At 39.9% G+C, this 22,929-nt stretch carries 22 protein-coding genes; 11 read left to right on the forward strand and 11 right to left on the reverse strand.

The features are described 5' to 3' along the window. Positions 1-34: 34 nt before the first annotated feature. Positions 35-1,054, forward strand: a complete 1,020-nt coding sequence (gene hemH / locus A7967_RS06235; protein ID WP_054452385.1) for a ferrochelatase — start codon at positions 35-37, stop codon at positions 1,052-1,054. On the opposite strand, the gene arfB is transcribed toward hemH, so the two are convergent. Further along, positions 1,049-1,462, reverse strand: a complete 414-nt coding sequence (arfB, locus tag A7967_RS06240) for an alternative ribosome rescue aminoacyl-tRNA hydrolase ArfB (RefSeq protein ID WP_054204042.1) — start codon at positions 1,460-1,462, stop codon at positions 1,049-1,051. The two genes, hemH and arfB, sit on opposite strands and share 6 nt — an antisense overlap. A 113-nt stretch (positions 1,463-1,575) precedes the next feature. On the opposite strand from arfB, the gene A7967_RS06245 reads away from it, so the two are divergent. Both A7967_RS06245 and A7967_RS06250 read left to right on the forward strand, forming a co-directional pair. Beyond that, positions 1,576-2,142 (forward strand): hypothetical protein, encoded by a 567-nt coding sequence (locus A7967_RS06245; protein ID WP_054452387.1) that lies wholly within the window; start codon positions 1,576-1,578, stop codon positions 2,140-2,142. 105 nt (positions 2,143-2,247) lie between these two features. Beyond that, on the forward strand, positions 2,248-6,309 hold the full coding sequence (locus A7967_RS06250) for a DEAD/DEAH box helicase (RefSeq protein ID WP_064435527.1): 4,062 nt from the start codon (positions 2,248-2,250) through the stop codon (positions 6,307-6,309). Between the two features lie 8 nt (positions 6,310-6,317). Here the strand turns inward: A7967_RS06250 and A7967_RS06255 are convergent, their stop codons facing one another. From A7967_RS06255 to A7967_RS06270, 4 genes are all read right to left on the reverse strand, one after another. Next, positions 6,318-7,073 (reverse strand): phytanoyl-CoA dioxygenase family protein, encoded by a 756-nt coding sequence (locus tag A7967_RS06255; protein ID WP_082355577.1) that lies wholly within the window; start codon positions 7,071-7,073, stop codon positions 6,318-6,320. A gap of 3 nt (positions 7,074-7,076) precedes the next feature. Further along, complete coding sequence (locus A7967_RS06260) at positions 7,077-7,667, reverse strand: uracil-DNA glycosylase family protein (protein WP_054204038.1); 591 nt, start codon at positions 7,665-7,667, stop codon at positions 7,077-7,079. Then, complete coding sequence (locus A7967_RS06265; protein WP_064435584.1) at positions 7,657-8,031, reverse strand: VOC family protein; 375 nt, start codon at positions 8,029-8,031, stop codon at positions 7,657-7,659. The genes A7967_RS06260 and A7967_RS06265 overlap by 11 nt, the downstream gene beginning before the upstream one ends. A 201-nt stretch (positions 8,032-8,232) precedes the next feature. Continuing rightward, positions 8,233-8,589, reverse strand: a complete 357-nt coding sequence (locus A7967_RS06270) for a VOC family protein (RefSeq protein ID WP_054204036.1) — start codon at positions 8,587-8,589, stop codon at positions 8,233-8,235. Between the two features lie 377 nt (positions 8,590-8,966). Between A7967_RS06270 and A7967_RS06275 the strand changes: the two genes are divergently transcribed. Genes A7967_RS06275 through A7967_RS06285 form a run of 3 tightly spaced genes read left to right on the forward strand, consistent with a single transcriptional unit; the run spans position 8,967 to position 11,250 of the window. Beyond that, positions 8,967-9,311 (forward strand): hypothetical protein, encoded by a 345-nt coding sequence (locus tag A7967_RS06275; RefSeq protein WP_054204035.1) that lies wholly within the window; start codon positions 8,967-8,969, stop codon positions 9,309-9,311. Continuing rightward, complete coding sequence (locus A7967_RS06280; RefSeq protein WP_054204034.1) at positions 9,308-10,918, forward strand: PepSY-associated TM helix domain-containing protein; 1,611 nt, start codon at positions 9,308-9,310, stop codon at positions 10,916-10,918. Before A7967_RS06275 ends, A7967_RS06280 begins: the two co-directional genes overlap by 4 nt. Then, positions 10,915-11,250 (forward strand): DUF3325 domain-containing protein, encoded by a 336-nt coding sequence (locus tag A7967_RS06285; RefSeq protein WP_064435528.1) that lies wholly within the window; start codon positions 10,915-10,917, stop codon positions 11,248-11,250. Before A7967_RS06280 ends, A7967_RS06285 begins: the two co-directional genes overlap by 4 nt. 74 nt (positions 11,251-11,324) lie before the next feature. On the opposite strand, the gene A7967_RS06290 is transcribed toward A7967_RS06285, so the two are convergent. The 4 genes from A7967_RS06290 to prs all read right to left on the reverse strand — a co-directional run bounded on the left by A7967_RS06290 (position 11,325) and on the right by prs (position 17,574). Beyond that, complete coding sequence (locus tag A7967_RS06290) at positions 11,325-12,977, reverse strand: Aq_1262 family (lipo)protein (RefSeq protein ID WP_064435529.1); 1,653 nt, start codon at positions 12,975-12,977, stop codon at positions 11,325-11,327. Positions 12,978-13,036: 59 nt separating this feature from the next. Then, entirely contained in the window at positions 13,037-14,911 is a 1,875-nt protein-coding gene (locus tag A7967_RS06295) for an alkaline phosphatase PhoX (protein ID WP_064435530.1), read from the reverse strand. A gap of 202 nt (positions 14,912-15,113) precedes the next feature. After that, complete coding sequence (locus tag A7967_RS06300; protein ID WP_064435531.1) at positions 15,114-16,709, reverse strand: nicotinate phosphoribosyltransferase; 1,596 nt, start codon at positions 16,707-16,709, stop codon at positions 15,114-15,116. Between the two features lie 10 nt (positions 16,710-16,719). Next, positions 16,720-17,574: a ribose-phosphate diphosphokinase gene (prs, locus tag A7967_RS06305; RefSeq protein WP_064435532.1), complete on the reverse strand. Its 855-nt coding sequence runs from the start codon at positions 17,572-17,574 to the stop codon at positions 16,720-16,722. Positions 17,575-17,824: 250 nt separating this feature from the next. Between prs and A7967_RS06310 the strand changes: the two genes are divergently transcribed. Next, positions 17,825-18,523: an NUDIX hydrolase gene (locus A7967_RS06310; protein ID WP_064435533.1), complete on the forward strand. Its 699-nt coding sequence runs from the start codon at positions 17,825-17,827 to the stop codon at positions 18,521-18,523. A 64-nt stretch (positions 18,524-18,587) separates the two neighbouring features. Here A7967_RS06310 and A7967_RS06315 read toward each other — a convergent pair whose 3' ends face one another. Then, positions 18,588-19,121, reverse strand: a complete 534-nt coding sequence (locus A7967_RS06315) for a lipocalin family protein (protein WP_064435534.1) — start codon at positions 19,119-19,121, stop codon at positions 18,588-18,590. A gap of 120 nt (positions 19,122-19,241) precedes the next feature. Between A7967_RS06315 and A7967_RS06320 the strand changes: the two genes are divergently transcribed. The 3 genes from A7967_RS06320 to A7967_RS06330 all read left to right on the forward strand — a co-directional run bounded on the left by A7967_RS06320 (position 19,242) and on the right by A7967_RS06330 (position 20,746). Further along, positions 19,242-19,691, forward strand: a complete 450-nt coding sequence (locus tag A7967_RS06320; RefSeq protein ID WP_054204026.1) for a YaiI/YqxD family protein — start codon at positions 19,242-19,244, stop codon at positions 19,689-19,691. Continuing rightward, on the forward strand, positions 19,691-20,227 hold the full coding sequence (locus A7967_RS06325; protein WP_064435535.1) for a DUF6942 family protein: 537 nt from the start codon (positions 19,691-19,693) through the stop codon (positions 20,225-20,227). The genes A7967_RS06320 and A7967_RS06325 overlap by 1 nt, the downstream gene beginning before the upstream one ends. A 150-nt stretch (positions 20,228-20,377) precedes the next feature. Further along, the gene (locus tag A7967_RS06330) at positions 20,378-20,746 is read left to right on the forward strand and encodes a response regulator (protein ID WP_064435536.1); all 369 of its coding nucleotides are present in this window, start codon (positions 20,378-20,380) and stop codon (positions 20,744-20,746) included. A gap of 35 nt (positions 20,747-20,781) precedes the next feature. Here the strand turns inward: A7967_RS06330 and A7967_RS06335 are convergent, their stop codons facing one another. Then, a complete protein-coding gene (locus A7967_RS06335; protein WP_064435537.1) occupies positions 20,782-21,915 on the reverse strand; it encodes a DUF1570 domain-containing protein in 1,134 nt (377 codons plus the stop codon). 190 nt (positions 21,916-22,105) lie between these two features. Here A7967_RS06335 and A7967_RS06340 point away from each other — a divergent pair, with 190 nt between their 5' ends. Next, positions 22,106-22,924: a substrate-binding periplasmic protein gene (locus A7967_RS06340; protein WP_064435538.1), complete on the forward strand. Its 819-nt coding sequence runs from the start codon at positions 22,106-22,108 to the stop codon at positions 22,922-22,924. Positions 22,925-22,929 lie beyond the last annotated feature (5 nt).

Below are 22,929 nucleotides of genomic sequence, written 5' to 3' on the forward strand. Positions count from 1 at the left end.
TTCACAATTTTATTTGCTCAACAAGGAGCTTTGCGTGTCGCGATTTTCAGCCGTAACCGATAATCCCCATGATAGTCGTTTTAATCAAAAAACAGGTATTCTGCTTACTAACTTAGGCAGCCCTGATGCACCGACAGCTAAAGCACTACGGATATATTTAAGAGAGTTTTTATCAGACCCTCGGATAGTAGAAATTCCACGTATCGTGTGGATGATAATACTACATGGTATTATTTTACGTATTAGACCAAAGCGTTCAGCTAAACTATACGAAAGTATTTGGACTGAAAATGGTTCACCTTTAACGCACATTACACGCTTGCAACGCGATAAACTTGACGCTTATATCAAAGCCCAAGGATATACTAATACTGAAGTAGTGATGGCAATGCGCTATGGTAACCCATCAATTGAAGCGGGCCTTGAACAACTAAGAGAGAAAGGCTTGACGCGTATTGTTATTTTGCCTTTGTACCCACAATACTCAAGCCCTACTACAGGGTCCACATTTGATGCTGTCTCAAATGTACTACGTAAGTGGCGCTGGGTGCCAGAGCTACACTTTATTAATGGCTATCACAAAAACAGTACGTATATTGAATCTTTAGCTAACAGTATAAGTGAAGACTTACAAGCTCATGGTATGCCGCAAAAGCTCGTATTTTCATACCATGGCATGCCAAAACAATTTTTAGATAATGGCGACCCATACCATTGCTTATGCCTACAAACCACGCGTTTAGTGGTCGAAAAACTCGGGCTTGATAAAGATAATGTTATTTCTACTTTTCAAAGCCGCTTTGGTAAAGCTGAATGGCTTAAACCCTATACCGACGCCACACTTGAGGGTTTTCCTGAACAAGGTATCAAAGATATAGCAATTATCAGCCCAGCTTTTAGTGCAGATTGCCTAGAAACTCTTGAAGAAATTGAAGGCGAAAACCGTGAGATTTTTGAGCATGCTGGCGGCGAAAAATACCGTTATATTGCCGCATTAAATGACCGCGATGATCATATCGAAGCATTATTCGAAGTACTCAAACCTAATTTATAATTTTACACTGCCGCGCAGCGCTTTGGTGTTGCCGTGTTTGGTTTTTTTATCCATACGCCTGCGCTGCGAATTTCGTGTTGGTTTTGTTGCTCTTCTTGCTCGTTCTACCTTGGTAGCCGATACTATTAACTGTTTTAAACGTTTTAATGCATCTTCCCTGTTTAATTCTTGTGTGCGATGACTTTGCGCCTTGAGCACAATAACGCCATCTTTTGTAACGCGACTATCATTTAGAGCAAGTAAACGCTCTTTGTAAAATTCAGGTAACTTCGAGCGCTTAATATCAAAACGTAGATGAATGGCGCTAGCCACTTTATTAACATTCTGACCCCCCGCACCTTGAGAGCGAATAGCTGTCAACTCAAGCTCCCACTCATCGATTGTTACGGTATTCGAAATAATTAACATGACGTTCAGCTCGTTTTGGTAAAAATACAGTATATCATTATTAGAATTTTAAATAGCGCGATACTGATTTTTAGACTTTAATCCAAATAGCCATATAAAAAAGAGACCACCCTATGAAAAACATACTTATCTCACTTAGTTTATTAGCAATCAGCTTCTCAAGTTTTGCTAAAGATATTACTGAAAATGAATTACAAAGCTACATGAAAGCACTCCCTGCTGTAGTGGACTGGTCACAAAACCAAGACTCACTGCAAAGCATGGACTTTGGGAGTATGCTCGGTGGCTCCGAAGGCGGCACGAGTGCGCTGGCATTAAGTGCACTAGGTATGATCAAAGACAACGATCTTTATAAAGACTTTGCTGCCGTTACTAACGAATACGGTTTTACACCTGAACAACTTGTATCTGTCGGTTCAGAGGTATCAATGGCCTACTTAGAAAATATCAAAGGCGATTTATCTCCTGAGAATAAAGCTAAAGTAAACCAGCTAATGGGTGGCTTACAGTCAATGAGTAGCACGAAAGATAAAGGTGCAAGCGCAATGATGGGTACAATGGGTCATTCTGCTAATGCAGCGCAAACACAAGCAGAAGCCCCTGTAGTAAGTGACAGCAATTTAAACTTAGTAAAGCAATACATGCCACAGCTACAAAAGCTGTTTTCTATGGTGCAATAAAAACTATAAAATACAATAAAAAAGCGGCATTAAGTCGCTTTTTTATTGCTTGTTATAGTGTGATCTTTATACTCATTGTATTGTTTTAATTACTTTAGTTATTTTATGTCTTTGACTAACTTGCCTCGCGTTCAAACCGAAGATGAACAAAAACAATTATGTGTCTTGCTCGCTGTATTATTAGCCGCATCATCATATGGTTACCAAAACTCAATTCAACAATTCTCGCAGCGCCTTTTTAGCCATGTTAAAAAAGGCTATTCTTTTTCAAACGCGCAAGTCGCTAAATACGCTAAGCAATTAGAACAGCAAGAACTTATATGGAAACTCCCCTACGGCCCGCATTATAAAATATCGATCAATGCGGTCGCATACATCTGTGTGAATATTCTCAAGCAGCAACCAACACTGATACGTCCTTTTCTTGTTGAAGCATGCCAAAATTACTATCAACAAGACAAAGCATTAAATTTTTTAGTGGTACTCCTGCATTATTTTGATGATAAAAATAACAACAGAAAAACCGCTTTAATTAATATTGAGCGAGACTTAGACCCTCACTTTGTGAACTTATTAGGCCAATCTCGATTTAGTAAACAGTTGTGGGAAGTGCTTCCAGAGCAGTGGCAACAGGCTTGCTTAGTGCATTTTATTCGTGGTCAATTTTTTAATTTACATGAAAGTCAGAGCTGGCCGTCATTGCTTTCAAATCCTACGTTAGCGTGTGAGCGAAAGCAGCGTGTTTATCTGAATGAAAGCATGGCCGTTTTACTGCAAAAAAACGATTATGATGAATTACTCATTGATAAATCAGATCAACTTTTAGCCACCTTTATTGAGCCAAATATCAATGCAATTAATGGCAATCAATTAGATGTAACAATAGCTCAATATAAAAGTGCACTCACTGTTTTTAGAAAACAACACGGTAAAGGTGTCTATCCAGGGGAGATCACCGGTTTACTGTATATGACCTGCTTATTTGCCAGCGGTACTGCAACCGATCTTAAACAGTTACTCACAATTAAAAAGTGGTATCACAAGCACTTCGGCGAACTTAGCTATATCAGTCAAGCAAGTGATTACTTACTCGACAGTGACCCAATAGTGCACTTTAAAGATTATCGCATTAGCAGCACACTTGAGTATTTATTAGCTAACCCAAACGCGTTACCGGCACTTTTTAGTTTATTACTTGCGCTCGTTAAACACAGTAAAGACGAACAAATAAACGAGCTAAGAGGCAACACTGCGCTACTTACAAAACTTGTCAGTTACGCCCAGCAGCAATCACACTGGCTAGGCGAGCAATGCTTAACACTCGCTAATTGGTTACGTGACGACACGCCACTGCCTGATCAAGGCCTACTTCAACACTTTAAACGTGTGCCTCAGTGGCAACGCTGGTTGGATGAAGTGAGTCAAATTGAGCCACCAAAACAAAACCAGCGAGTTGTTTGGCAACTCGACTTAACACATTTAGATTTGCCGATTATTCAACCCAAAGTGCAACAACTTAATAATAAAGACGAATGGACTAAAGGGCGCAAAGTTAATGTTCACGATCTTGATAACGCGCAATACCTGCCTGCGCTATCAGAAGCTGATCGCAGTTTAATTCAAGTTATCTACAACCATGCAGGATTTGGCTATAAAGAAATACAAGCCACTGGCGCCGTTTTACAGGCATTAGTTGGATTTGTAGGTTTAGAAGATCACCACGGCGAGCCGCTTTCGCTTATCAAAGGTGAATTTATTATTGAGATTGCTCAAGATAAAAACGAATGCTATCGGTTAATTTTACAACCAGAGATCATCGACGAAAATGATGACTTTATACTCATCCATAGTCACTCTAATTGCTATCAAGTTTTTATTTTTGATGAAAAACAACGTAAACTTGATGCGCTACTTTGTGAGCAACCAAATAATTTAACACAAGAAAAACTCCCTCAACTCAATGCAGCGCTTACTGCATTAGCCGCAGATCACCATATCAGTAGCCAACGTACAGAGTTTGCACAAGTGAATAATGTTCGCCAAGGGCTATGTGATTTCAGTGCAGTGATAAAACTAACGATGATGGGAATTGACGTTAATTTTTATGTCATGCCATTTGGTCTCGACGGCCCTTGGCTTGCCCCCGCACAAGGCGCAACAACCTTGGCACACAACGACGACACGCAAAACAACAGCATTGTAATTAAACGTGACCTGAAAGCAGAAAAACGCGCATTTAAAAAGCTACTTAAAGCATTGAGCGGTGTTTTTATCAATAAAGAATATCAACAGCACAGCGATCATCATCAATTCTTTGTGCCACCCGATATAAGCCAAGCAATCGAAATACTTGAAAATGCACAAAAAGACAACGCCCTCACATTAAGCTGGGACGAAAACACGCAAGGCATGAAAGTGGCTAAAAGTCAGCATTTATCACTTAACTTAAATGATGATAATGATTGGTTGAGCCTCAGTGGTAATGTTTCATTACCAAGTGGCGATGTTTACGCATTGCAAACACTACTCAAAGCCCCGCGTAGAGGCAGTATTATTAAGCTTGATGAAGATAACTCACTTTTATTGGATCAACGTTTAACTAACTTATTAAACCGCCTTGAAGGCATGCAAATTGACGATAAAAATGCCCCTGATGACCAACTTCGTATCGCTAATGCACGCGCTCTGCCACTGTATCAAAGCGTCGCTGATTTAGGTGATGTTACTTTTGGTGAGAGTTGGCAAACACGATTAGCTAAATTCAATCACACAATAGAACCAATCCACCCCGTTCACCTTGTAAACATTCTGCGTGATTATCAAGTAGTGGGAGTAAACTGGCTAATGCAATTGGCTAATTGGGGCCTAAATGCGTGTTTAGCTGATGACATGGGACTAGGAAAGACCTTACAAACGCTTACCGTATTACAAATGCGTAGCAGCCTTGGCGCAAGCTTAGTTGTAGCACCTAAATCAGTGTGTCATAACTGGCGTGTTGAAGCAGAACGTTTTGCACCAGCACTCAATATAAAAACCATAGATAATGCCAGCACATGTGAGCAGGTACTCGCAAACGCCGCAGCAGGTGATATCGTGGTGGTAAGTTACGGGCTATTACCGCTAATTGGTGAACAACTGGCAACACATGAATTTGCAAATATAGTGTTTGATGAAGCACAAGCAATTAAAAATCCACTCAGCTTGCGAGCCAAAGCCGCGTTTGCATTAAATGGCCATTTTAAAATCGCGTTGTCTGGCACGCCTATCGAAAATCATTTAGGCGAACTGTGGAGCTTATTTAACTTTTTAATGCCCGGCTTTTTACACACACTACCAGTATTTAAAAAACGCTTTGGCAACGCAGATAAAAACCAACAACAAGCTGATACTCTCAAAACCTTGGTATCACCCTTTATTCTGCGCAGAACAAAACAAACGGTGCTCACTGAATTACCTGAAAAAACCGAGATCAACCTTACATTTGCGCTGAGTGAGAAAGAACAAGCCTTATACGAAGCAACCCGCTTAAATGCATTAGAGCAAGCAAACCAGGAAGACAGCCAATATATTACAATTTTGGCATCACTTACTAAACTACGCCGCGCGTGTATTGCACCGCAATTATTACTTGCAAACAGTAAGCTGCCTTCGAGTAAACTCGACACCGCAGAAGCGATTATTGAGGAACTACTACAGAACAATCACCAAGCGCTTATCTTTAGTCAATTTGTGGATGTTTTAAAACTGGTAGAGCAGCGATTGCAAAAAAGAGGCATAAACTATTGCTACCTCGATGGCAGTATGAGCAGCAATAAACGCAAACAACAAGTTGATAAATTTCAAGCCGGCGACGCACCGCTGTTTTTAATTAGCCTTAAAGCCGGTGGCACAGGACTGAATTTAACAGCCGCAGATTATGTGTTGCATTTAGACCCTTGGTGGAACCCCGCGGTTGAACAACAAGCCTCAGATAGAGCACACCGCTTGGGGCAAACGCGCCCAGTGACGGTCTACAGATTAATTGCGCAAAACACCATTGAAGAGAAAATCTTGAAATTGCATGAACATAAACAAGCCCTTGCCGATAAAGTACTTTCTGGCACCGGTGATGCTGGGCAAATGTCTAAAGATCAACTACTGGCGTTATTAAGTAATACTGAGCTGTGATGTGATGGTTACTCTTGGTGCGCTAAAGTAACCAAAAATGCACTGCCGTCTTCTAATGCCTCAAGCATTGGCGGTGTCGGCAGGCAAATATCTTGCACAAAATGCAGCACATCGGGCTGTGGTTCACCAAATAAAATATCTAATGCGAGCCTATCTTTTCCGTATAGGCCGCGGTGAATCATATTCGCCGAAAAAATTAATAAGTCGCCAGCCCGCATTTCTATTACGTGCCCACTGTCTAAATCATCGCTTGGGTTATTATGCTCAGTAGCCAAACGTTTAGCTAACTCAGTCGGCGTATCCCAGCGCCTATGAGTCCCTGGCACAAGTTCAATACCAGGCTCATCTTCTAGTGCCACACGACAATGTATAACTTCAGGCCCGCCTAGTGCTGCTTGTTGCTCTTCTAAGTCTAAATGGTACTGCATATCCCGATGCCAATAATTTTCCTGCTCAGGGTTAACAGGATTAAAAAATAGCTGAGTATTCATAAATGCCGAAGTATTAAGCACGGAGTCAACTTGTGCCATCAGTTTATGCCTTGCTATAAACTTAAATAACACCAAACGCTGCGCATCATTTAAGTACGTATTGGCAGTTAAGTAAGCGCTATTAACAGCTTTGGTGTGATAAAAATTATGATTATCTTTAATCCATTGTTCATGAAAACAATGGATTACTTCCCGCACTTGTGCAAGTTCACCTTCTGTATAAAACTTTTTCACATGAAAAAAGCCATGTTGCTCAAATTGCGTATTTATCATCACTTAATCACCCTGACACTCTAATATAGTGGCTACTCGTTGTGCTAAATGCGGCAGAACGTCTTGTTCAAACCATGGGTTTTTACTCAACCAAATATTATTACGCGGGCTGGGATGTGGTAACGGTAAAGTAGATGGCCAATAGTCACGCCACGATTTTACCAACTCAGTAAGCGGTAAATACTTAGTCTCTGGTAAGTGATACGTTTGCGCATGCTTTCCCAGTACAATTGTAAGCTTAATATTTGGCAGCGCCCTTAAAAGTTGTTCACGCCAAGCTGGCGCGCACTCTTTACGTGGCGGTAAATCGCCCGACTTACCTTTACCTGGGTAACAAAACCCCATGGGTAAAATCGCAATTTTAGACGCGTCATAAAATACCGCTTCAGATAAGCCTAGCCATTGACGTAATCGCTGGCCGCTGGCATCATCAAACGGCACACCACTTTGGTGTACTTTAATTCCCGGCGCTTGCCCTGCAATTAATATTCGCGCTAGCGGATTAAACTGCACCACAGGACGCGCACCTAAAGGGAGCTCAGGTTCACAGATCACACATTTACTAACTTGGTTCAGTAACAAATCAGCTTTCATTATTATTTTGACTAATTCGCCATAACACACCACTTGGATCGTAGAGCACAAAATCAATCATATTCCATACCTGTAAGCGTGGTTCGCTCATCTTAACGTCATATTTTTCTATCAAACCAGCGCTTTTAAGCTGTGCATGCCATGCATATACATCCTGTACCAATAGATGCATCATAAAATTATTAGCATGCTCCGCATTATAAAAATTTTGTAATAAAAAACTGCAATCACCATGATAAAAGTAAGTCATTTCAGGGCTTTCCCATGCAATTTCAAACCCCATGTCTTTATAAAAATGGTTGCTAACTATAAAATCCTTTGCTGGGACGAATGCTTTAATCTCTTCGCAGGCTAAATTTGCCACTATAATCATTTCCTTTAGTTAGTAAAATAATGATCTATATCCAAGTCACCTCTAGGTGCAGAATTTAGCTGATTTTAAAGCAATTTATACTGCGTTATTAATTTTTATAAAGGAGTAAACAGTGTTTGCAATTAATCCTTGCCTAAATCGCTTTTAATTCCAACGACGCTGACATTTTGAGGTGACTTAGGTATATGCACTTTACTCTGACCACACCGCAAATTCATTACCGCTAGGCTCTGTAAAATGAAACCGACAGCCACCTGGAAAATCAAATAGCGGCTTAATCACTAATCCACCGTGTTGCTCTACCTTTGCCAGTGTTTGCTGGATATCAGCGCTATAAAATACCAGCAGAGCTGAACCATTTGCTGTTAATGCGTTAAGCGGTGCTTTATAAAAACCACCATCAAGGCCTGCTTTATCTGCGCTAAAAGCCGTATATTCAGGGCCATAATCAGTAAATTGCCAGTCAAATACCTGACTAAAAAATGCTTTTGTTGCCTGTAAATCATTTGCTGCAAATTCAACATAATTAAGTTGTTCATGTACTGCCATAACGTCTCCTTTTAATAATGCCTATAACAATCATTCATCTTGCTTAATTAAGCATACAAGCAGTTGAAAAATTTGCGAACTTTTCTATTAAAAACAGTCATCACCAGCTTGCATACCCAAACCACCTCAAGATGAAGTCTGCATCTTTAGGTGGTTTGGGTATGGATCACTATTTTACTAAGTATAACGGGTTAGCTTTTAAGATTATAATAAAACCCAGCTATAATCAGGTAACCCTCCTTTCGAACGACCGCCTATAAATCAATCATAAAACATTCGTATTTGAATATTTAAATACGAATCACTATCTTTTCAGAACCTAAAATATATAATAGCCTTTTATTCACTCCCTTTGCAGGGGTTTTAAGGGACTATCTATGCATACTCAACCTATAGAAAATAGCCAACCACTCATGGAACGGGCTAAGTTAAGTCAATTTTATCAAACGCATAAATACCGTTTTGCTGTTTTCTCTCGCTTTTTGGCTGCCATTTTAGGTGGCTACGTTTTTACGGCTGTATTTACTTCATTATTGAGTATCATTTTACCGCTAAAAAAATCTGATGCCGTGTTGCTGAGTATCTCGTTAACTATTTTGGTATACAGCTGTGTATTTATTTGGGTATTTGCTATTAAGTCTCTCAAAAGAATTTGGATCACTATTTTACTAACAACTACTGCGTGTGCATTGTGTATTGCAATACTTAAGGACTGGCTATGAAAGAGAGTTTTTTCCGTTCAATGACCTGGATGCATACTTGGGTCGGATTATTGGTCTGTTGGCTGCTTTATTTAATCTTTTTTGCAGGCACTATTAGCTTCTTCCGTGATGAAGTAACGCTTTGGAACCAACCTGCATTACACCAAATAGCCACGCCGTCAAATCGCATACAAATACAACGAGAACAAATCGTTGCCGGCTACGATTATCTTAAAAACACGGCGCCTGACTCTAACCGTTGGGGGGTTTATTTACCTTCAGAACGAGAGCCGCAGCTTAATTATGCTTACGAAAAACCACGCCCAGAAGGTAAACGCTTTGGTGGCTGGCAAGACCATTATATAAACCCAGTAACAGGCCAAGATGTTGATCAACCAAGAGAAACTCAAGGAGGAAATTTCTTTTACCGCCTACATTTTGACTTGCATTACCTCGATACACGTACCGCACGCTGGATTGTATGCTTAGCCAGTTTATTTATGCTGGTTGCATTAATATCTGGTGTCGTTATTCATAAGCGCATATTTAAAGATATGTTTAGTTTTCGTAGTAATAAAGGCAGCCGAAGCTGGCTTGACGGGCATAATGTATCGTCGGTTTTAGCCTTGCCATTTCATATTATGATAACTTATACAGGTCTGATCACGCTGATATTTATGTTATTTCCCTACCCTGCGATGACAGCGTATGATAATGGTGTTCGTGGCTTATTTGATGATGTACAGCCAACCAATGTTCGCACTAAAAGCAACCCTGAAAAAGCATCGTTAGCCCCTATTGAACATGTATTAGATCAAGTTTATACCAACTGGCCAGATGCTGATTTAACACAAGTAACAATTCGTGACCCAAATAAAGCGTCTGCAACTATCACTGTAAGAGCAAACACTGGTTCACTGGTTCAAGATCAAAGCCCCACGATGCTTTTTAATGGTGTTGATGGCAGCTTAATAGCGAAAACTAATCAAGAGTTCAGCGCCAGTGAAACAGTCTTCGACTCAATGACTGCCCTACATACGGGTCGCTTAGCAAACCCATTACTGCGCTGGCTATACTTTTTATGTGGTATTGCTGGCTGCGTCATGATTGCCAGCGGCTGTATTATGTGGGCTAAACGTATTCGTGAACGAATGAAAAAACAACAAACAGCCTCATTTGGCTTAAAGTTGGTAGAAGGGCTAAACCTAGCCACCTTAATGGGCTTACCACTGGCGACATGCGCTTTTTTTATCGCTAATAGATTACTTCCTATTACAACAGCTGAGCGTGCAGACAAAGAGATTTTGGCCTTTTTTCTAGCCTGGTTAGCTGTGGCATTATTTGCATTGTTTAAACGTGGTAAGCGCCAATGGATTCAATTAGCATGGCTCAACTGCGCAGCCTGCTTTAGTGTGCCACTCATTAACGCTATAACAACCGAAGGTAACCTAATTAGCTATCTAATCAACGGCCAATGGGCATTGTTTAGCTTTGATTTGATCTGTTTAGTATGCGCAGCTTTATTTATTGTTCAGGTCAAAAAATTACGTACTGCAACAAGTAAAACAGCACCAGTAAAACGTTCAAGCCGTTCACCTAAAAAACAGCTTGAGGAGCAAAAAGCATGAACGAATTACTGCAATTTAGCCTCTGTTTACTGGCATTTAACTGTTTTGCATTAGCAAAATTTAACCATTACCGCGATGTGTTTAAAAATCGCCCAACAAAAAAGCAAAGTCAGCGCTTTATCATCGCCGCTTGGATCAGTATTTTACTAAGTTTAGTGCTCAGTGTCGCTCAAAATAACGGCTATGGTGCTTTGCTTTTTTGTGGGTATATGGCGCTAAGCCTTTTAATTTTAATGATTTTTTATAGTTTCAAGGCATCATGGGTAAAAATAATGAGTGCAGTAAATATCACGGTATTAATGCTTAGCGGGCTATTTTTAAGTGTTTTTTAGTCCAAGTTAGTAAAAATGTGATCTCAAATAAAATGTAATAAAAAAGGCAAGCTCATGAAGCTTGCCTTTTAAGGTTAATTCCACTCTAACTGCATATCCCATACATACCGCTTTTCTTCTTGCAGCGGAGCTTGTGACTCATCAACAACCTCAAGCACATTTTTAGCTTTGATCAACGTTGCATCTCGACCAAATAAATAACTTTGCTCTTTTACAATGGTTAAATACGCTTTATTTAATTGCTGAGCACGCGCTTTAGATGGCGTAATTAATTCATACAAGTTCTTAGCACTGCGCACTTTTTGTTTATTAACCGTACCATCTTGATTAAACCAACGCATTAGCATTTCTTGATTTTGACGAAACTCATCTCCCCCGCCAACACGTTCAAAATACGTTAAAAACTCACCTTGTTGTTCGCCTTTATTTGGCACATCTTGCATTGCTCGTAAGTCAATGTAACCCCAGCCTTCCCGGCCTTCTACCTTACGTGGGAATGAAAAACTTTGGTCATATGTTGAGCCCACCGTTTTATGACACCCATTACAAAAAGCCAATTCTTGTTTATGTTGCGGCCTAAGATCACCCTCACTATCTTCAATGTAACCATTGATAGTCCAACCAAACATGTTGTTGATCCCTTCATCACCGAGGTATCGTGTTTGCGGTAAGTTTTCAAAGTGTTTTTCTTTTGCCTCACTGTAATAAGATGATGCTAAAAGCTGCTTAGATTTAAACGCATGCTTTTTCATATAACGCACTTCTTTCATACGAGGTGCATTATAGATTTCTCCATTCTCATCTACGCCAATGTAGCGCACAGTGTGCAAAAACTCAGTATCTTGCGGGTATAACTGATAGCTTAACTGGGTGTTTTTCGCATCACCCACATAATTTGCTTGCTTAGTTATTTGGCTAATAACAGCACTGAGTTTGCCATCACCATCTAAATCTTGGCCGATTTTTTGTTCCGATATATCGGGCGTTGTAATTTTATCTAAATCTTTTACGGCCATTTCAACCAAGCTTAAGTTAGCAATGTAAACATCTTGATTGTACTGCCCTTCAAGCTGACGGAAATTATCACCTAAGCGGATCATCACATCCCCCGTAGAACCATTTGTTGGCCAAAACGTACTTGGAAAAGGCTTATAATTGAACGCGACCCAATGGCTGCCATCTTTTGCAAAACCCTGTGCATCAAATGCCTGTGCCGGGTAAGCTAGATTCTTCACTTCAGCAACTTCGCCTTGCCAATCTGGATTCGCTTTGAGCTTTTTAATAAAGTGGCTGTAATTATCTTGGTTTACCCAGCTGCTAATTTGATCATCTGAAATTTGGTCAATCAGCGCAGTGCGATCGATAAATAAATTTTTCCAATGATTTTTAAGCCCTAAATCAGAGAATTCATACACTCCCTGTAAGTGGCCATCGTTCATGGCATTAGGTCTATTTTTGTTTTTCTTATCGGTTTGATGACACGCATAACACGGGTTATTTGTGCCCTCTGTTTTTGTATAACATTGCGGCGGAATAACTGATTCAGGATTGTATTCTTCATCATGTTGCATATAGGCAAGTGCAGGAATATCATCCCCAACCTTGTAAGGGGGAGACTCTACTAACAGCTCAATATCTTCGCTTACTAGACTTTTTGTGGCCGAATCAAAGCAGCCACCTATTAGTGCAAAGTTAACTAACAGGAATAAGGGAATAAAATACTTCATTTTTATGACTCTGATTTTTTTTGCAAAAAAATGGGCAAGCGTATTGCTTGCCCTAAATATTACTTAGTTTTAGGATCATACATCCATAAAGTATTGTTCTCTTGGAAACCATCTTCACCGATAATGATACGGCCATCGCGCATAACAATAACGTTATCTGGCTGCGATAATTGCTCAACATCACAGCGCTCTGCACCGTTTAAGCTTGAACGGTAAGTACCGCCCATCACAACAGGTTCAATACGCGTTAAGCTGTAGCTTGTATCGATATGAGCACGGTAAACACCGCCACAATCTTTAACTCTACGTGATAACTGAATATCACCTTCGTCATCAATCATCGTGTTATCTAAATCTGCAATACCTATGTACATATACGCATTAGTAACCACTTCATCTGCAATCATATCTTGGCCAGTAATTGCTTCAAGAACACGGTCGTGATTGATGCTAATACCTTCAAGCTTGCGCCATTCAGCTGTTGCACCTTTCATTTTGGCCGCTTGACGTGACTCTAAAAATGCAGCGCGATCATCCATAGCTTTACCCGCTGTAACCGGGCTACCGCCTTCGGCTTCTGTAGGGTATGTTGCTTTACCATCTGCCCATGCTTGTACGTCAGCCAGTGTCATGTAACTGGTTTTACCTGCAACATAATCGCTGGTATCAATACCATCGTACTCACTGATCCACGTTTCGATGTTTGCATTTGTACCACTTGCAATTTCAACCCAATCAACATCAAAGCCAGTAACCGTTGGTTCGCTTAAGCCTGCATCTTGAGTTAGTTTGGCACCGTATAAAGTACCCGACGATAAATCTTCTGGTTGATCAGCAATAAACTTAAACAACACACCACCGGTATCATCTTGTGATGAATACACAGTGCGCTTGTCTGGCATAACGACTGAGTTTTCATGCTCATAACGACCAATCGTGTAATGTTTAACAACATCTGGTGTATCTGTCATTGGGTTTTGAATTTCAGCAATGTAGCCATAGCGGTAAGGATTAGGGAAATCGGGGGCTACTAGCGCTTCAAGGTTGTCTGTGCTGGTATTTGCCGGATCATTCCATGATGCATCTGTTGTTGAATCAACCGTTGAACGCACTATCCACTCTTCAGATGTTAACGGTGTGCCCCAAGGTGATACCGAGCCAAAGCAGTTAGCCGCCGTGCCTTTTACACCATCAAAATTAATCATCATCGCATCTGTCACTGACCATGCGCCTTCGGTATTTTTAGTCATTTTTAAACGACTTACACCACCTGGGTAGGACTCCCAGTTAGTAAATAAATAACCTTCGTTATCACCTGAAGCAATAAAGCCATTAAAGTCAGGGTTATCATTATCTAGAATATGTTCATTTGTGCTAATACTATAATGAACACCTAAACCACCCGCTAAACCTTTCTCGCCTAAATCAGCAAATGTATCGCCTGTTTGACCCAGTATTTGGTATTCGCCCAAAGCTGCAACAACCGTTTGGCGTTCAAACTCACTTTCAGGAACCGGCGAGTTCACAACATTACGAGGTAAGTTATTAAAATTAACACCGCGCAACACACCAACAGTACCGCGATTAATTACTTTACCATTAATTGAATCTTGCGCTGTATTGGTATCTGATGGATGCTGAACGTTGAAGAACAAATCACCACCATCACTTAAAAATATACCCGTTACCTCAGCACCGGCAGGCACAGTTGCCAAGCGTGTTAAGCCACTGCCACCATTTTGACCTGATGCACCATCAGCGCCATTTTGGCCGTTACTACCATCAACGCCATTTTGACCATTCGTTCCATCAACGCCATTTTGACCAACTGAACCTTGTGCTCCGGCTACGCCTTGCTTACCATCATCACCATTACAGGCTGTTAATGCTAAAGTGACGGCTCCAGCGATTAAAGAAAATGCTACACGCTTCATTATAAACTCCAGTAAAAATATTTTATTGTTAGGTTAACGCGCAGCATAGTCTGAGGTGTAACTATGACAATTGCCTTACAGATATATTATTATTTAGAGTCAATGATTTAGGAGGGTATTAAAGCGATAAGATCATATAAAATAAGAGGCGGTGTCACCCAGAAGCATTATAATATGCTTCTGAGCTTTAACATGAAGGGGATTAAATTTGATTATCTATCGTGGCTCTGATTGTCGCCAAGCTTACTTCTTTAATAAGTTTACCGTCCTCAAAAACCACTTCCAATAAGCCCGTTGCTTCTTCAGCTTGTGTTACATCATCAAAGAGCACTAACTCTCCGTCAACACGCTCAACCTTTAATAAGCCTTTTGCTGATTTTTTCTTACTATCCGTTTTAGGATCTTTAAAAATCGCTACTCGCTCGCCATTTTTAACCACACTCGTTGCTTTGACAGCTGATCCGTGTGTATCACGTGTCACATATTGATAACTGTAAGAGCCAATCCCCAATACCACCTTTGAGGCAAACCCTTTATTAAGCAAACGTTGTAAAATTTCGCGTTGGCGAACTAAGGTAATTGCATCACCATAAATCGCGCCAATATGTTCATCAAGCAACTTAAAGCCTTTATCTGTCATTGTGCCGCCAAAAATATCCCACAAGCATTCAATTAACCCTTTGATTTCGCAAGCCATCAGCGTGATTGTGCGCTCGCCTTCAAAACCAAAGTACTGACCATTAAAGCAGTACGCTTCGTAGCCTTGTTGAAGTACCTGTTGCTCTGCTTCTTGCTGAGTTTCAAAAAGTGCAGCATGATCAGCAACAGGAGACACTTTATAACCCGTTAAAATTTTAACAGGATCCCCAGAGTCCGGACGAATAACTAACGTACCATCTCGCGCCATTATCTCATTTTTTAACTGGGGTAAATAATCCGTTACTAAAGTCCAAAAATCCCATGTATCAGATACAACACTTAACACACCCGTTGGCGATTGTTCTTTCATTAAATACTTAAAAAGCTCAATCTCACCTTCCATAATCCAAGAACATGTTACTGAGTGCTCAGTTGCATCCACAGAGCAACCAACCAATTCCTTATCTACATTAGCGCCATAATATTTTTCAGCAAAAAGGACTGCCGTAATTGTATCTGTACCAACCAAGCCAGATGCCAAATGACCAAAACCACTCATTGCAGCCGCATGTTTACCAAACATCCCTCTAAAACTAAAATCATGACCTTGAAAAGGCACAAACTCTAAAGGCAACCCTGTTTTAAGTGCAAATTCTTTAAAGACCTTCAAATATGCAACGGATGTTGTGGCGCTCGTTTGGATAGGCCAATTTTCGCAGCTTAATACTGTTTCAATCATATTGGTTAACCACTGAAAGCCTTCTTTTGTATTCACAATGGTGATCGAAGGGACTAAATAAGGCACGAGTGTTCCCTCTGGCAATGCCTTTATTCTTAGCGGTAAGTAGCCTAAATCATGCAAATCTTCGAGGTATTTAACATCGACCACGTACCCAAGCATCGCGCTTAAAATACGCTTATGCTCGCCAACAGCCGAGGCTTTATCTGCACTAAAAAATGCGCCCCATTCTTGTTCTAAATAACTTTTTATAAAATATTGTAGACCTACAAACGCTACTTTATTGTTATTTTCGACATTGCTTAACTTGCCACTTCGTGATGTAAAATTAGCGTACACCTGAGATACATCAGGGTGATAAGCGCGGCTATGAAACTCTTTATAAACGTCTTTTTGCATACTTGCTGCGGTAATAGTCATTATCGTTTCCTTACATTTCAATTATTTGTAATTTTATAGCGGTACTTGGCTTAAACTCGTTAACAGGCCTAAATGAATCCGTAGTGTAAATAGCATCTATCAGCCCTTCAAACACCGCCAACCCCTTAGAAAAAATACCATGCGTTATAAATAATGATATTTCTGCGGCCCCTTGGCTTTTTAATACTTTTGCAAGTTCAATAAACGTACGGCCCCCATCGCAAATATCATCCGCTATCAGCACACTTTTACCTTTCACATCACCCAAGATTTGCGTTTCGATGATGTTGCCTGTTTTTAAATCTCTGACCTTTTGCGCTTGAATAACGTCCAGCTCACTGTTAAATGTTTCAGCTATTTTTAAGGTTTTTTTACTCGCGCCAGCATCGGGTGAAATCAACGTTAACTCACCTTTCGCTAAACGCGTACTCAACTCCTCACAACGGGCAAGTAATGCTATTTGCGGTACATTGACAACATTGTTAATTAGCGCGGGTGAAACATCACTGTGCGCATCCCATATGGTCACTTTTAATAAACCCATATTGTTAATAAACTGAGCCATTACCGCAGCGCCAAGTGCTTCTCCCTCAACGCATACACGATCTTGTCGTGCGTATGGAAAATATGGAATCGTTAATTCAATAGGTATAGCACCGTACGTTAATCGCTTTAATGCATCAACAGCGAGCATTAATCGTATTAATTTTGATGAATCAGTCAGGCGTTCAAATACTTCGATTTTTGTAGTCTCTGCAAAATCACTGGCATTAAATCGAATATGTTCTTCACCACCAGAAAATGTAAAGTAATCAAAATTGAGTAACGTTTTATGGCCCGTACTGGTATGACTAAATATTTCCATTTCATTCTTCCTTATTTACAATTAATGTCCCTAGGACACAATTCAATTTAGCAAAGGTTAATCAATAACTCAAGCACTTTGTGTCAAAAGGACACTATATTGTATACCTGAGCAAAACGAACCATTCTTAGCCGTTTATAATAACGTTACCCAACGAATATAAGTAACCTTGATTTGCTTAAATATTGATATAAATGTAAAACTGCTTTAACGTGTCGTTAAGACATTAAGTTTATCTGACACTAATTAAATGACTGACTTTTACAATATTAATGAATACAAACATCCACTTTTTACCGTAGACAGTGTGCTTTTTACGATCACCGATGGTGCTTTAAAAGTACTTTTAGTCAAACGCGCAAATTCACCTTTTGAAGGAAGTTGGGGACTGCCTGGCGGGTTCGTGGATATTGACTCAGATAGCACGACAGACATCACCGCGCTGCGCAAATTAAAAGAGAAAACCAATGTAGAGCCACCTTACTTAGAACAATTGCAAACCTTCTCTGGCGCGCACCGTGATCCAAGAGGTTTCAGTGTTACATTGGTATATTTTGCACTTATTGCTGCACAAAATGTCAGTACTCACATAAAATCTATTGATGATGTACAGTGGGTAGACATCAACACTATTCAAGATTTATCTATTGCCTTTGATCATAAACACCTTATTGAACATGCCAAACAGCGGCTGCAACAAAAAACGCTGTATTCAATGGTGCCAATATATTGTTTGCCAGAATATTTTACCGTAGGGCAGTTAAAGTCTGTTATCGAAATAATCCTAGGAAAAACAATTCAGCGTAAAAGTTTAATAAGACGACTTGAATCAACAAATATTGTAGAAAAGAGTGATGAAAAAGTAAGTTCTGGTGGTCGTTTAGCACATTTGTACACGCTAAAGTCAGGGGTTGATATTGTTAATTTTGAACGAAACCTGAGCGCATAGCTTAATATGTCAGGCCATCTAGCGATGGCCTGACATATTAAGCTGTAAAGCTCCTTTACAGCAGCTACAAAGGTGTTTGTGTTACCCAAATTAACGAATCAGTATCAAAGCCACGTGTTTTTGCAGCATTAATAAAATCTACTTTGCGTTCATTCGTAATTATTGGTGTACGCGACAGTAACCATAAATATTCATTATTGTAACCAGACACATAAGCGTAATTATAATTTTTTTGATCAAGCCCAAACACCACATAAGAGCTATAAAAAGGGCCAAAAAACGACACTTTTAAATGCCCTGTATTTTTATCGTCTACAAATTTAGCTTTGCCCTCAGCATCACTCCATGCTTGTTCTCCTTGATCAAACCCACGGTTTAAAACTTTTATGCTCCCGTCATTGTTCAAAGAGTAATCAGCGGTGACATTTTGCAAGCCACGCTCGAACGAATGATCTAATCGGGCAATTTCGTACCACTTTCCTTGATATCGCTCAACTGAAAATGGGCTTACGGGGTTAACTTTATCTGGCATACCTGTGCAACCAATCAACGCACTGGTAAAAATGAGTATAAGCACAACAAAAATTGCATTTTTCATATCAAATCCTTCTATAATTTTTTCTTAATACGCAACAAACATCAAAAAAGTTCACTAAACACTGGTTGTTATAAAAAGCTTAGGTTAGGATCATTTTTTTACTAACTATTCGAGCTAATAATGAAGATATGGGTTGATGCAGATGCTTGCCCTGTGGTGATCAAAGAGATTTTATTTCGCGCCGCTGAACGTACACACACACAGACAATTCTAGTCGCCAATCATGCAATGCGCATTCCGCCTTCAAAATATATTAGCCGTGTGCAAGTATCGTCTGGTTTTGACGTAGCCGATGACGAAATTGTAAAACGTATTGAAGCAAACGATTTAGTGATCACCGGTGATATTCCGCTGGCCTCAGAAGTAATTGATAACGGCGGCCAAGCTCTTAACCCTCGCGGTGAGTTGTATACCACTGAAAATATTCGCTCGTTGTTAAATGTACGTGACTTTATGGATACCATGCGCTCAAGTGGTGTTGAAATGAATGGTGGCCCGCCTCCATTGAGCCAAAGTGATAGACAAAACTTTGCCAATAACCTTGACCGCATACTCGCGCAAAATAAATAATGCATCAGCAACCTATTGGTTTTGGCGCTCAATCCTTTAACGTCGCAGTGTATATTGCCAATATTCCTAACATGCCGCAGTACAGTGAAATTAACTCGTTACAAGCAATGATAGATGGGCAAATAGATACAATAAATCAAGCCTGTGGCAACGGTTGGCGCAAGGTATTTAATGTTTACGCTAAAGTACTGTTTGCATTGCCTAGTGAATATTATCACTTTGCTAAATTAGCCCCCACTTGGCAACACTACCGTGATACACAGCTGCTGCAAAAAAATAGCCATACAGCGCTACTATTTAGCCCACCTATATTAACGAGCAATAATACTTTGCATATTATTGCCGGGCGCACGTATGCTAAAACACTGATCAATCAAGGGCAATTAACTGCGCAACTCGATTGGCTTGATGACGAATTTGCCATAGACAAAACAAACAAGGTTATTGTTTGCCCCTACTTTGATTACCGCCAATTAAGCAATATAAAAATAGCCCGACTAAGTGAATTAGTAGCGAGTATTCAATTTATTAACTAACCTTAAAGCTTTTATAGTCAAGTCACCTCAAGCAGCCTATTTCAGTTGAAATTAAAAACAAAGCATTGATTGCAAATAATAGCGGCTCTATTGTTAAATTAGTTTTGAGGCAGCTTGGGTATAGTACTTGCCACGGAGGCTTTAACGGTTATGAAAATACTTGTAGTAGATGATATGCCACTAATGCGCCATGTTTTAATCAACATGCTGCGAAAACTGGAGTTTAAAGATTTAATTGAAGCAACGGATGGCGTACAGGCTTTACAATTATTGCATCAACACGATTTTGATTTAGTAATAACCGATTTGCACATGCCAAAAATGGATGGCAAAAGCTTACTAAATCGCATTCGTGATGATCAGCAACTACAAAACACCCCTGTGCTAATGGTCACCTGCGAAGACAATGCCAGCGAAATAAAAGAAATTATTGCAGCCAAAGTATCTGGCTTTATTATTAAGCCCTTTAGTTTAAATATTTTAGCCAAACAATTAAAAAAAATTGCTGAGCTTGTTTAGCTCTTTAATTTTTATAGCTTATATCACTGACAGCCCTAAAAATGATGCGCCCTAAAAGGGATTTTTAACCATTGCATATAATCATTATTAAGATCAGGAAAATGCGCAGCCAATGCACTTTGCAACTGCAACGGCGTTAATTGCACACAGGGTGATTTTTGCTGTTCTAGCATAATACTCTTTAAAAAACCTTTACCTTGTTTAGAATCCATTAAAAAGTAAACGCCAGCCCAACTACTGGCATAAAGTTTTGTACTCTCACCTCGCTGCCAATTATCCTGTTGGTTTAATAACTCATTTAACGTCAATATGCTTGTCGATAATGTGTGGTTTTTTAGCCATGTAGTGCTTGGCTCTACGCTGACAGTTTGCATGGTATTGTTTGTATGCTCAAAATACTCAGCCAACCCTTCATCTAACCAGCGGGGCGTACTTCCTAATACGGCTTTATTAATCGCATGCACCGCTTCATGCACTGCCGTGCGCATTGCACTTTGCTCGTTGTTATAATTTATAAAAGCCGTGTTACTGGAATTAAAATAAATACCCTGCGTATTGGTTGGATCTCCACCACGTCGCCTTACCGCATTTTCATAGTCAGTTTGTGTGGCTAAAACCCTAAGATCTAATTTTACTTTCCTCAGCGAATCAACACCGATAATTTGGCCATATACTTTAAACACAGCATTGAGCTTAACCCGTAATGCTTGCTTAAATGACGCTGGTAAATTAGGTGTACTTAAAGTCAGCTCAAAGTAATCGAGGGTATCTACAAAACCTGTATTGTAAGGCGTTGCGTTAAGACTTGGTTTTTTATCACTAAAATGTGCAATACCCTCACTATCTGTCCAGCTATAAATATCGCCTTGTTGGGTATATTTAACCTCACCGAGTGATACATCAACACAGCGGGTTGTATCAATTTGCGGCCTATGATGTTGTTTAAGTATTTGAAGAGAGATGGGATTAACAACAACTTCGTTCGTCTGAGCGTTTTTAACTGTATCGTCATGATAAATGTACGTCACTAAATCAACGTATAATTCATTTGCACTGCCTACCAACCCTTTATAACTCAATTGCCGACCTGATAAATACTGGGCCAGTAAAGCCGATGCAATTAACATGACAATAAACAGCAAAACATTCCGTAGCTTGGTTTTAAACACACTCAATCCTTGAGCTAATTACTCTGCGTAACTAACTGATATTTTAAATTAAAAGTAAATATAGGAGATTGACACTCAAATAACAACAGACGCTTTCAAACTTATCACACTCCCATTTGATTACTATTCGCTTTTGTTTAATCACTGCGGTAGTATCTTAAGCGGGTAAATAATCAACAAGGAAGGCAGTATGTTTACAACTAAATTTATACGCAATATATACTCAACTTCCCTGTTGCTACTGCTGTTTATAAGCTACAACGCTAACGCTGATCCGGCCGTATTAAACCCTAATTTGAATTCAGATCTAACCACATTAGAGCTAAGCGCTGGTGAGTGGCCGCCCTTTATGAGCGAATCACTTCCTCATCAAGGTGTTGTTGCTCATTTGATCAGTGATATTTTTGCCCAAGCAGGCATTAAAGTTAGTTTTACATTTTTACCTTGGTCACGGGCGTATCACGATACTGTAAATGGTAAGTATGCGGCAACCGCGGTATGGATGTTAAGTGAAGCAAGAACGAAAATTTATTTATATAGCGAGCCTGTACTCAGTGAAAAATTTGTGTTTTTTTACCAAAAACAACACCATTTTGACTGGAAAAATATAGCTGATTTAAAAGGCCTTTTACTTGGTGGCGGGCTTGGCTATAGCTACGGCACTGAGTTTGATAACGCACTAGAAAAAGAGCTTTTTGAAATGTCACGCGTTGGCAGTACAGAGCAAAACTTTCGCCGTTTAGCCATGGGCCGAATCGATGCCTTTGCTGAAGAACAAAGTGTTGGCTACTATGCACTCAACAACCAACTACCTGAGCTTGCTAATGTTATTAGTCATCACCCTAAACCATTATTAATAAATAAAAGCTTTTTATTATTCCCAAAGAACTCCGTTTATAGCAAAGAGCTATTAGCCATATTTAATCATCATTTATTACAGTTTAAACAAACGGGGCGTTATCAAGCTTATTTTGAAGGCTTAGGCAAAGGCGACTATCAAAATAAGTAACCCCC

Origin of the sequence: Pseudoalteromonas neustonica, assembly GCF_001653135.1 — a bacterium.
Taxonomy (GTDB): domain Bacteria; phylum Pseudomonadota; class Gammaproteobacteria; order Enterobacterales; family Alteromonadaceae; genus Pseudoalteromonas; species Pseudoalteromonas neustonica.

Coding starts and splice junctions, on each gene's coding strand:
- A7967_RS06250 (WP_064435527.1), top strand. CDS start 2,248: ATGTCTTTGACTAACTTGCCTCGCGTTCAAACCGAAGATGAACAAAAA.
- A7967_RS06275 (WP_054204035.1), top strand. CDS start 8,967: ATGCATACTCAACCTATAGAAAATAGCCAACCACTCATGGAACGGGCT.
- A7967_RS06295 (WP_064435530.1), bottom strand. CDS start 14,911: ATGAAGCGTGTAGCATTTTCTTTAATCGCTGGAGCCGTCACTTTAGCA.
- A7967_RS06270 (WP_054204036.1), bottom strand. CDS start 8,589: ATGGCAGTACATGAACAACTTAATTATGTTGAATTTGCAGCAAATGAT.
- A7967_RS06315 (WP_064435534.1), bottom strand. CDS start 19,121: ATGAAAAATGCAATTTTTGTTGTGCTTATACTCATTTTTACCAGTGCG.
- A7967_RS06280 (WP_054204034.1), top strand. CDS start 9,308: ATGAAAGAGAGTTTTTTCCGTTCAATGACCTGGATGCATACTTGGGTC.
- A7967_RS06325 (WP_064435535.1), top strand. CDS start 19,691: ATGCATCAGCAACCTATTGGTTTTGGCGCTCAATCCTTTAACGTCGCA.
- A7967_RS06260 (WP_054204038.1), bottom strand. CDS start 7,667: ATGAAAGCTGATTTGTTACTGAACCAAGTTAGTAAATGTGTGATCTGT.
- A7967_RS06290 (WP_064435529.1), bottom strand. CDS start 12,977: ATGAAGTATTTTATTCCCTTATTCCTGTTAGTTAACTTTGCACTAATA.
- A7967_RS06285 (WP_064435528.1), top strand. CDS start 10,915: ATGAACGAATTACTGCAATTTAGCCTCTGTTTACTGGCATTTAACTGT.
- A7967_RS06330 (WP_064435536.1), top strand. CDS start 20,378: ATGAAAATACTTGTAGTAGATGATATGCCACTAATGCGCCATGTTTTA.
- A7967_RS06310 (WP_064435533.1), top strand. CDS start 17,825: ATGACTGACTTTTACAATATTAATGAATACAAACATCCACTTTTTACC.
- A7967_RS06320 (WP_054204026.1), top strand. CDS start 19,242: ATGAAGATATGGGTTGATGCAGATGCTTGCCCTGTGGTGATCAAAGAG.
- A7967_RS06300 (WP_064435531.1), bottom strand. CDS start 16,709: ATGACTATTACCGCAGCAAGTATGCAAAAAGACGTTTATAAAGAGTTT.
- A7967_RS06340 (WP_064435538.1), top strand. CDS start 22,106: ATGTTTACAACTAAATTTATACGCAATATATACTCAACTTCCCTGTTG.
- prs (WP_064435532.1), bottom strand. CDS start 17,574: ATGGAAATATTTAGTCATACCAGTACGGGCCATAAAACGTTACTCAAT.
- A7967_RS06245 (WP_054452387.1), top strand. CDS start 1,576: ATGAAAAACATACTTATCTCACTTAGTTTATTAGCAATCAGCTTCTCA.
- A7967_RS06255 (WP_082355577.1), bottom strand. CDS start 7,073: ATGATAAATACGCAATTTGAGCAACATGGCTTTTTTCATGTGAAAAAG.
- arfB (WP_054204042.1), bottom strand. CDS start 1,462: ATGTTAATTATTTCGAATACCGTAACAATCGATGAGTGGGAGCTTGAG.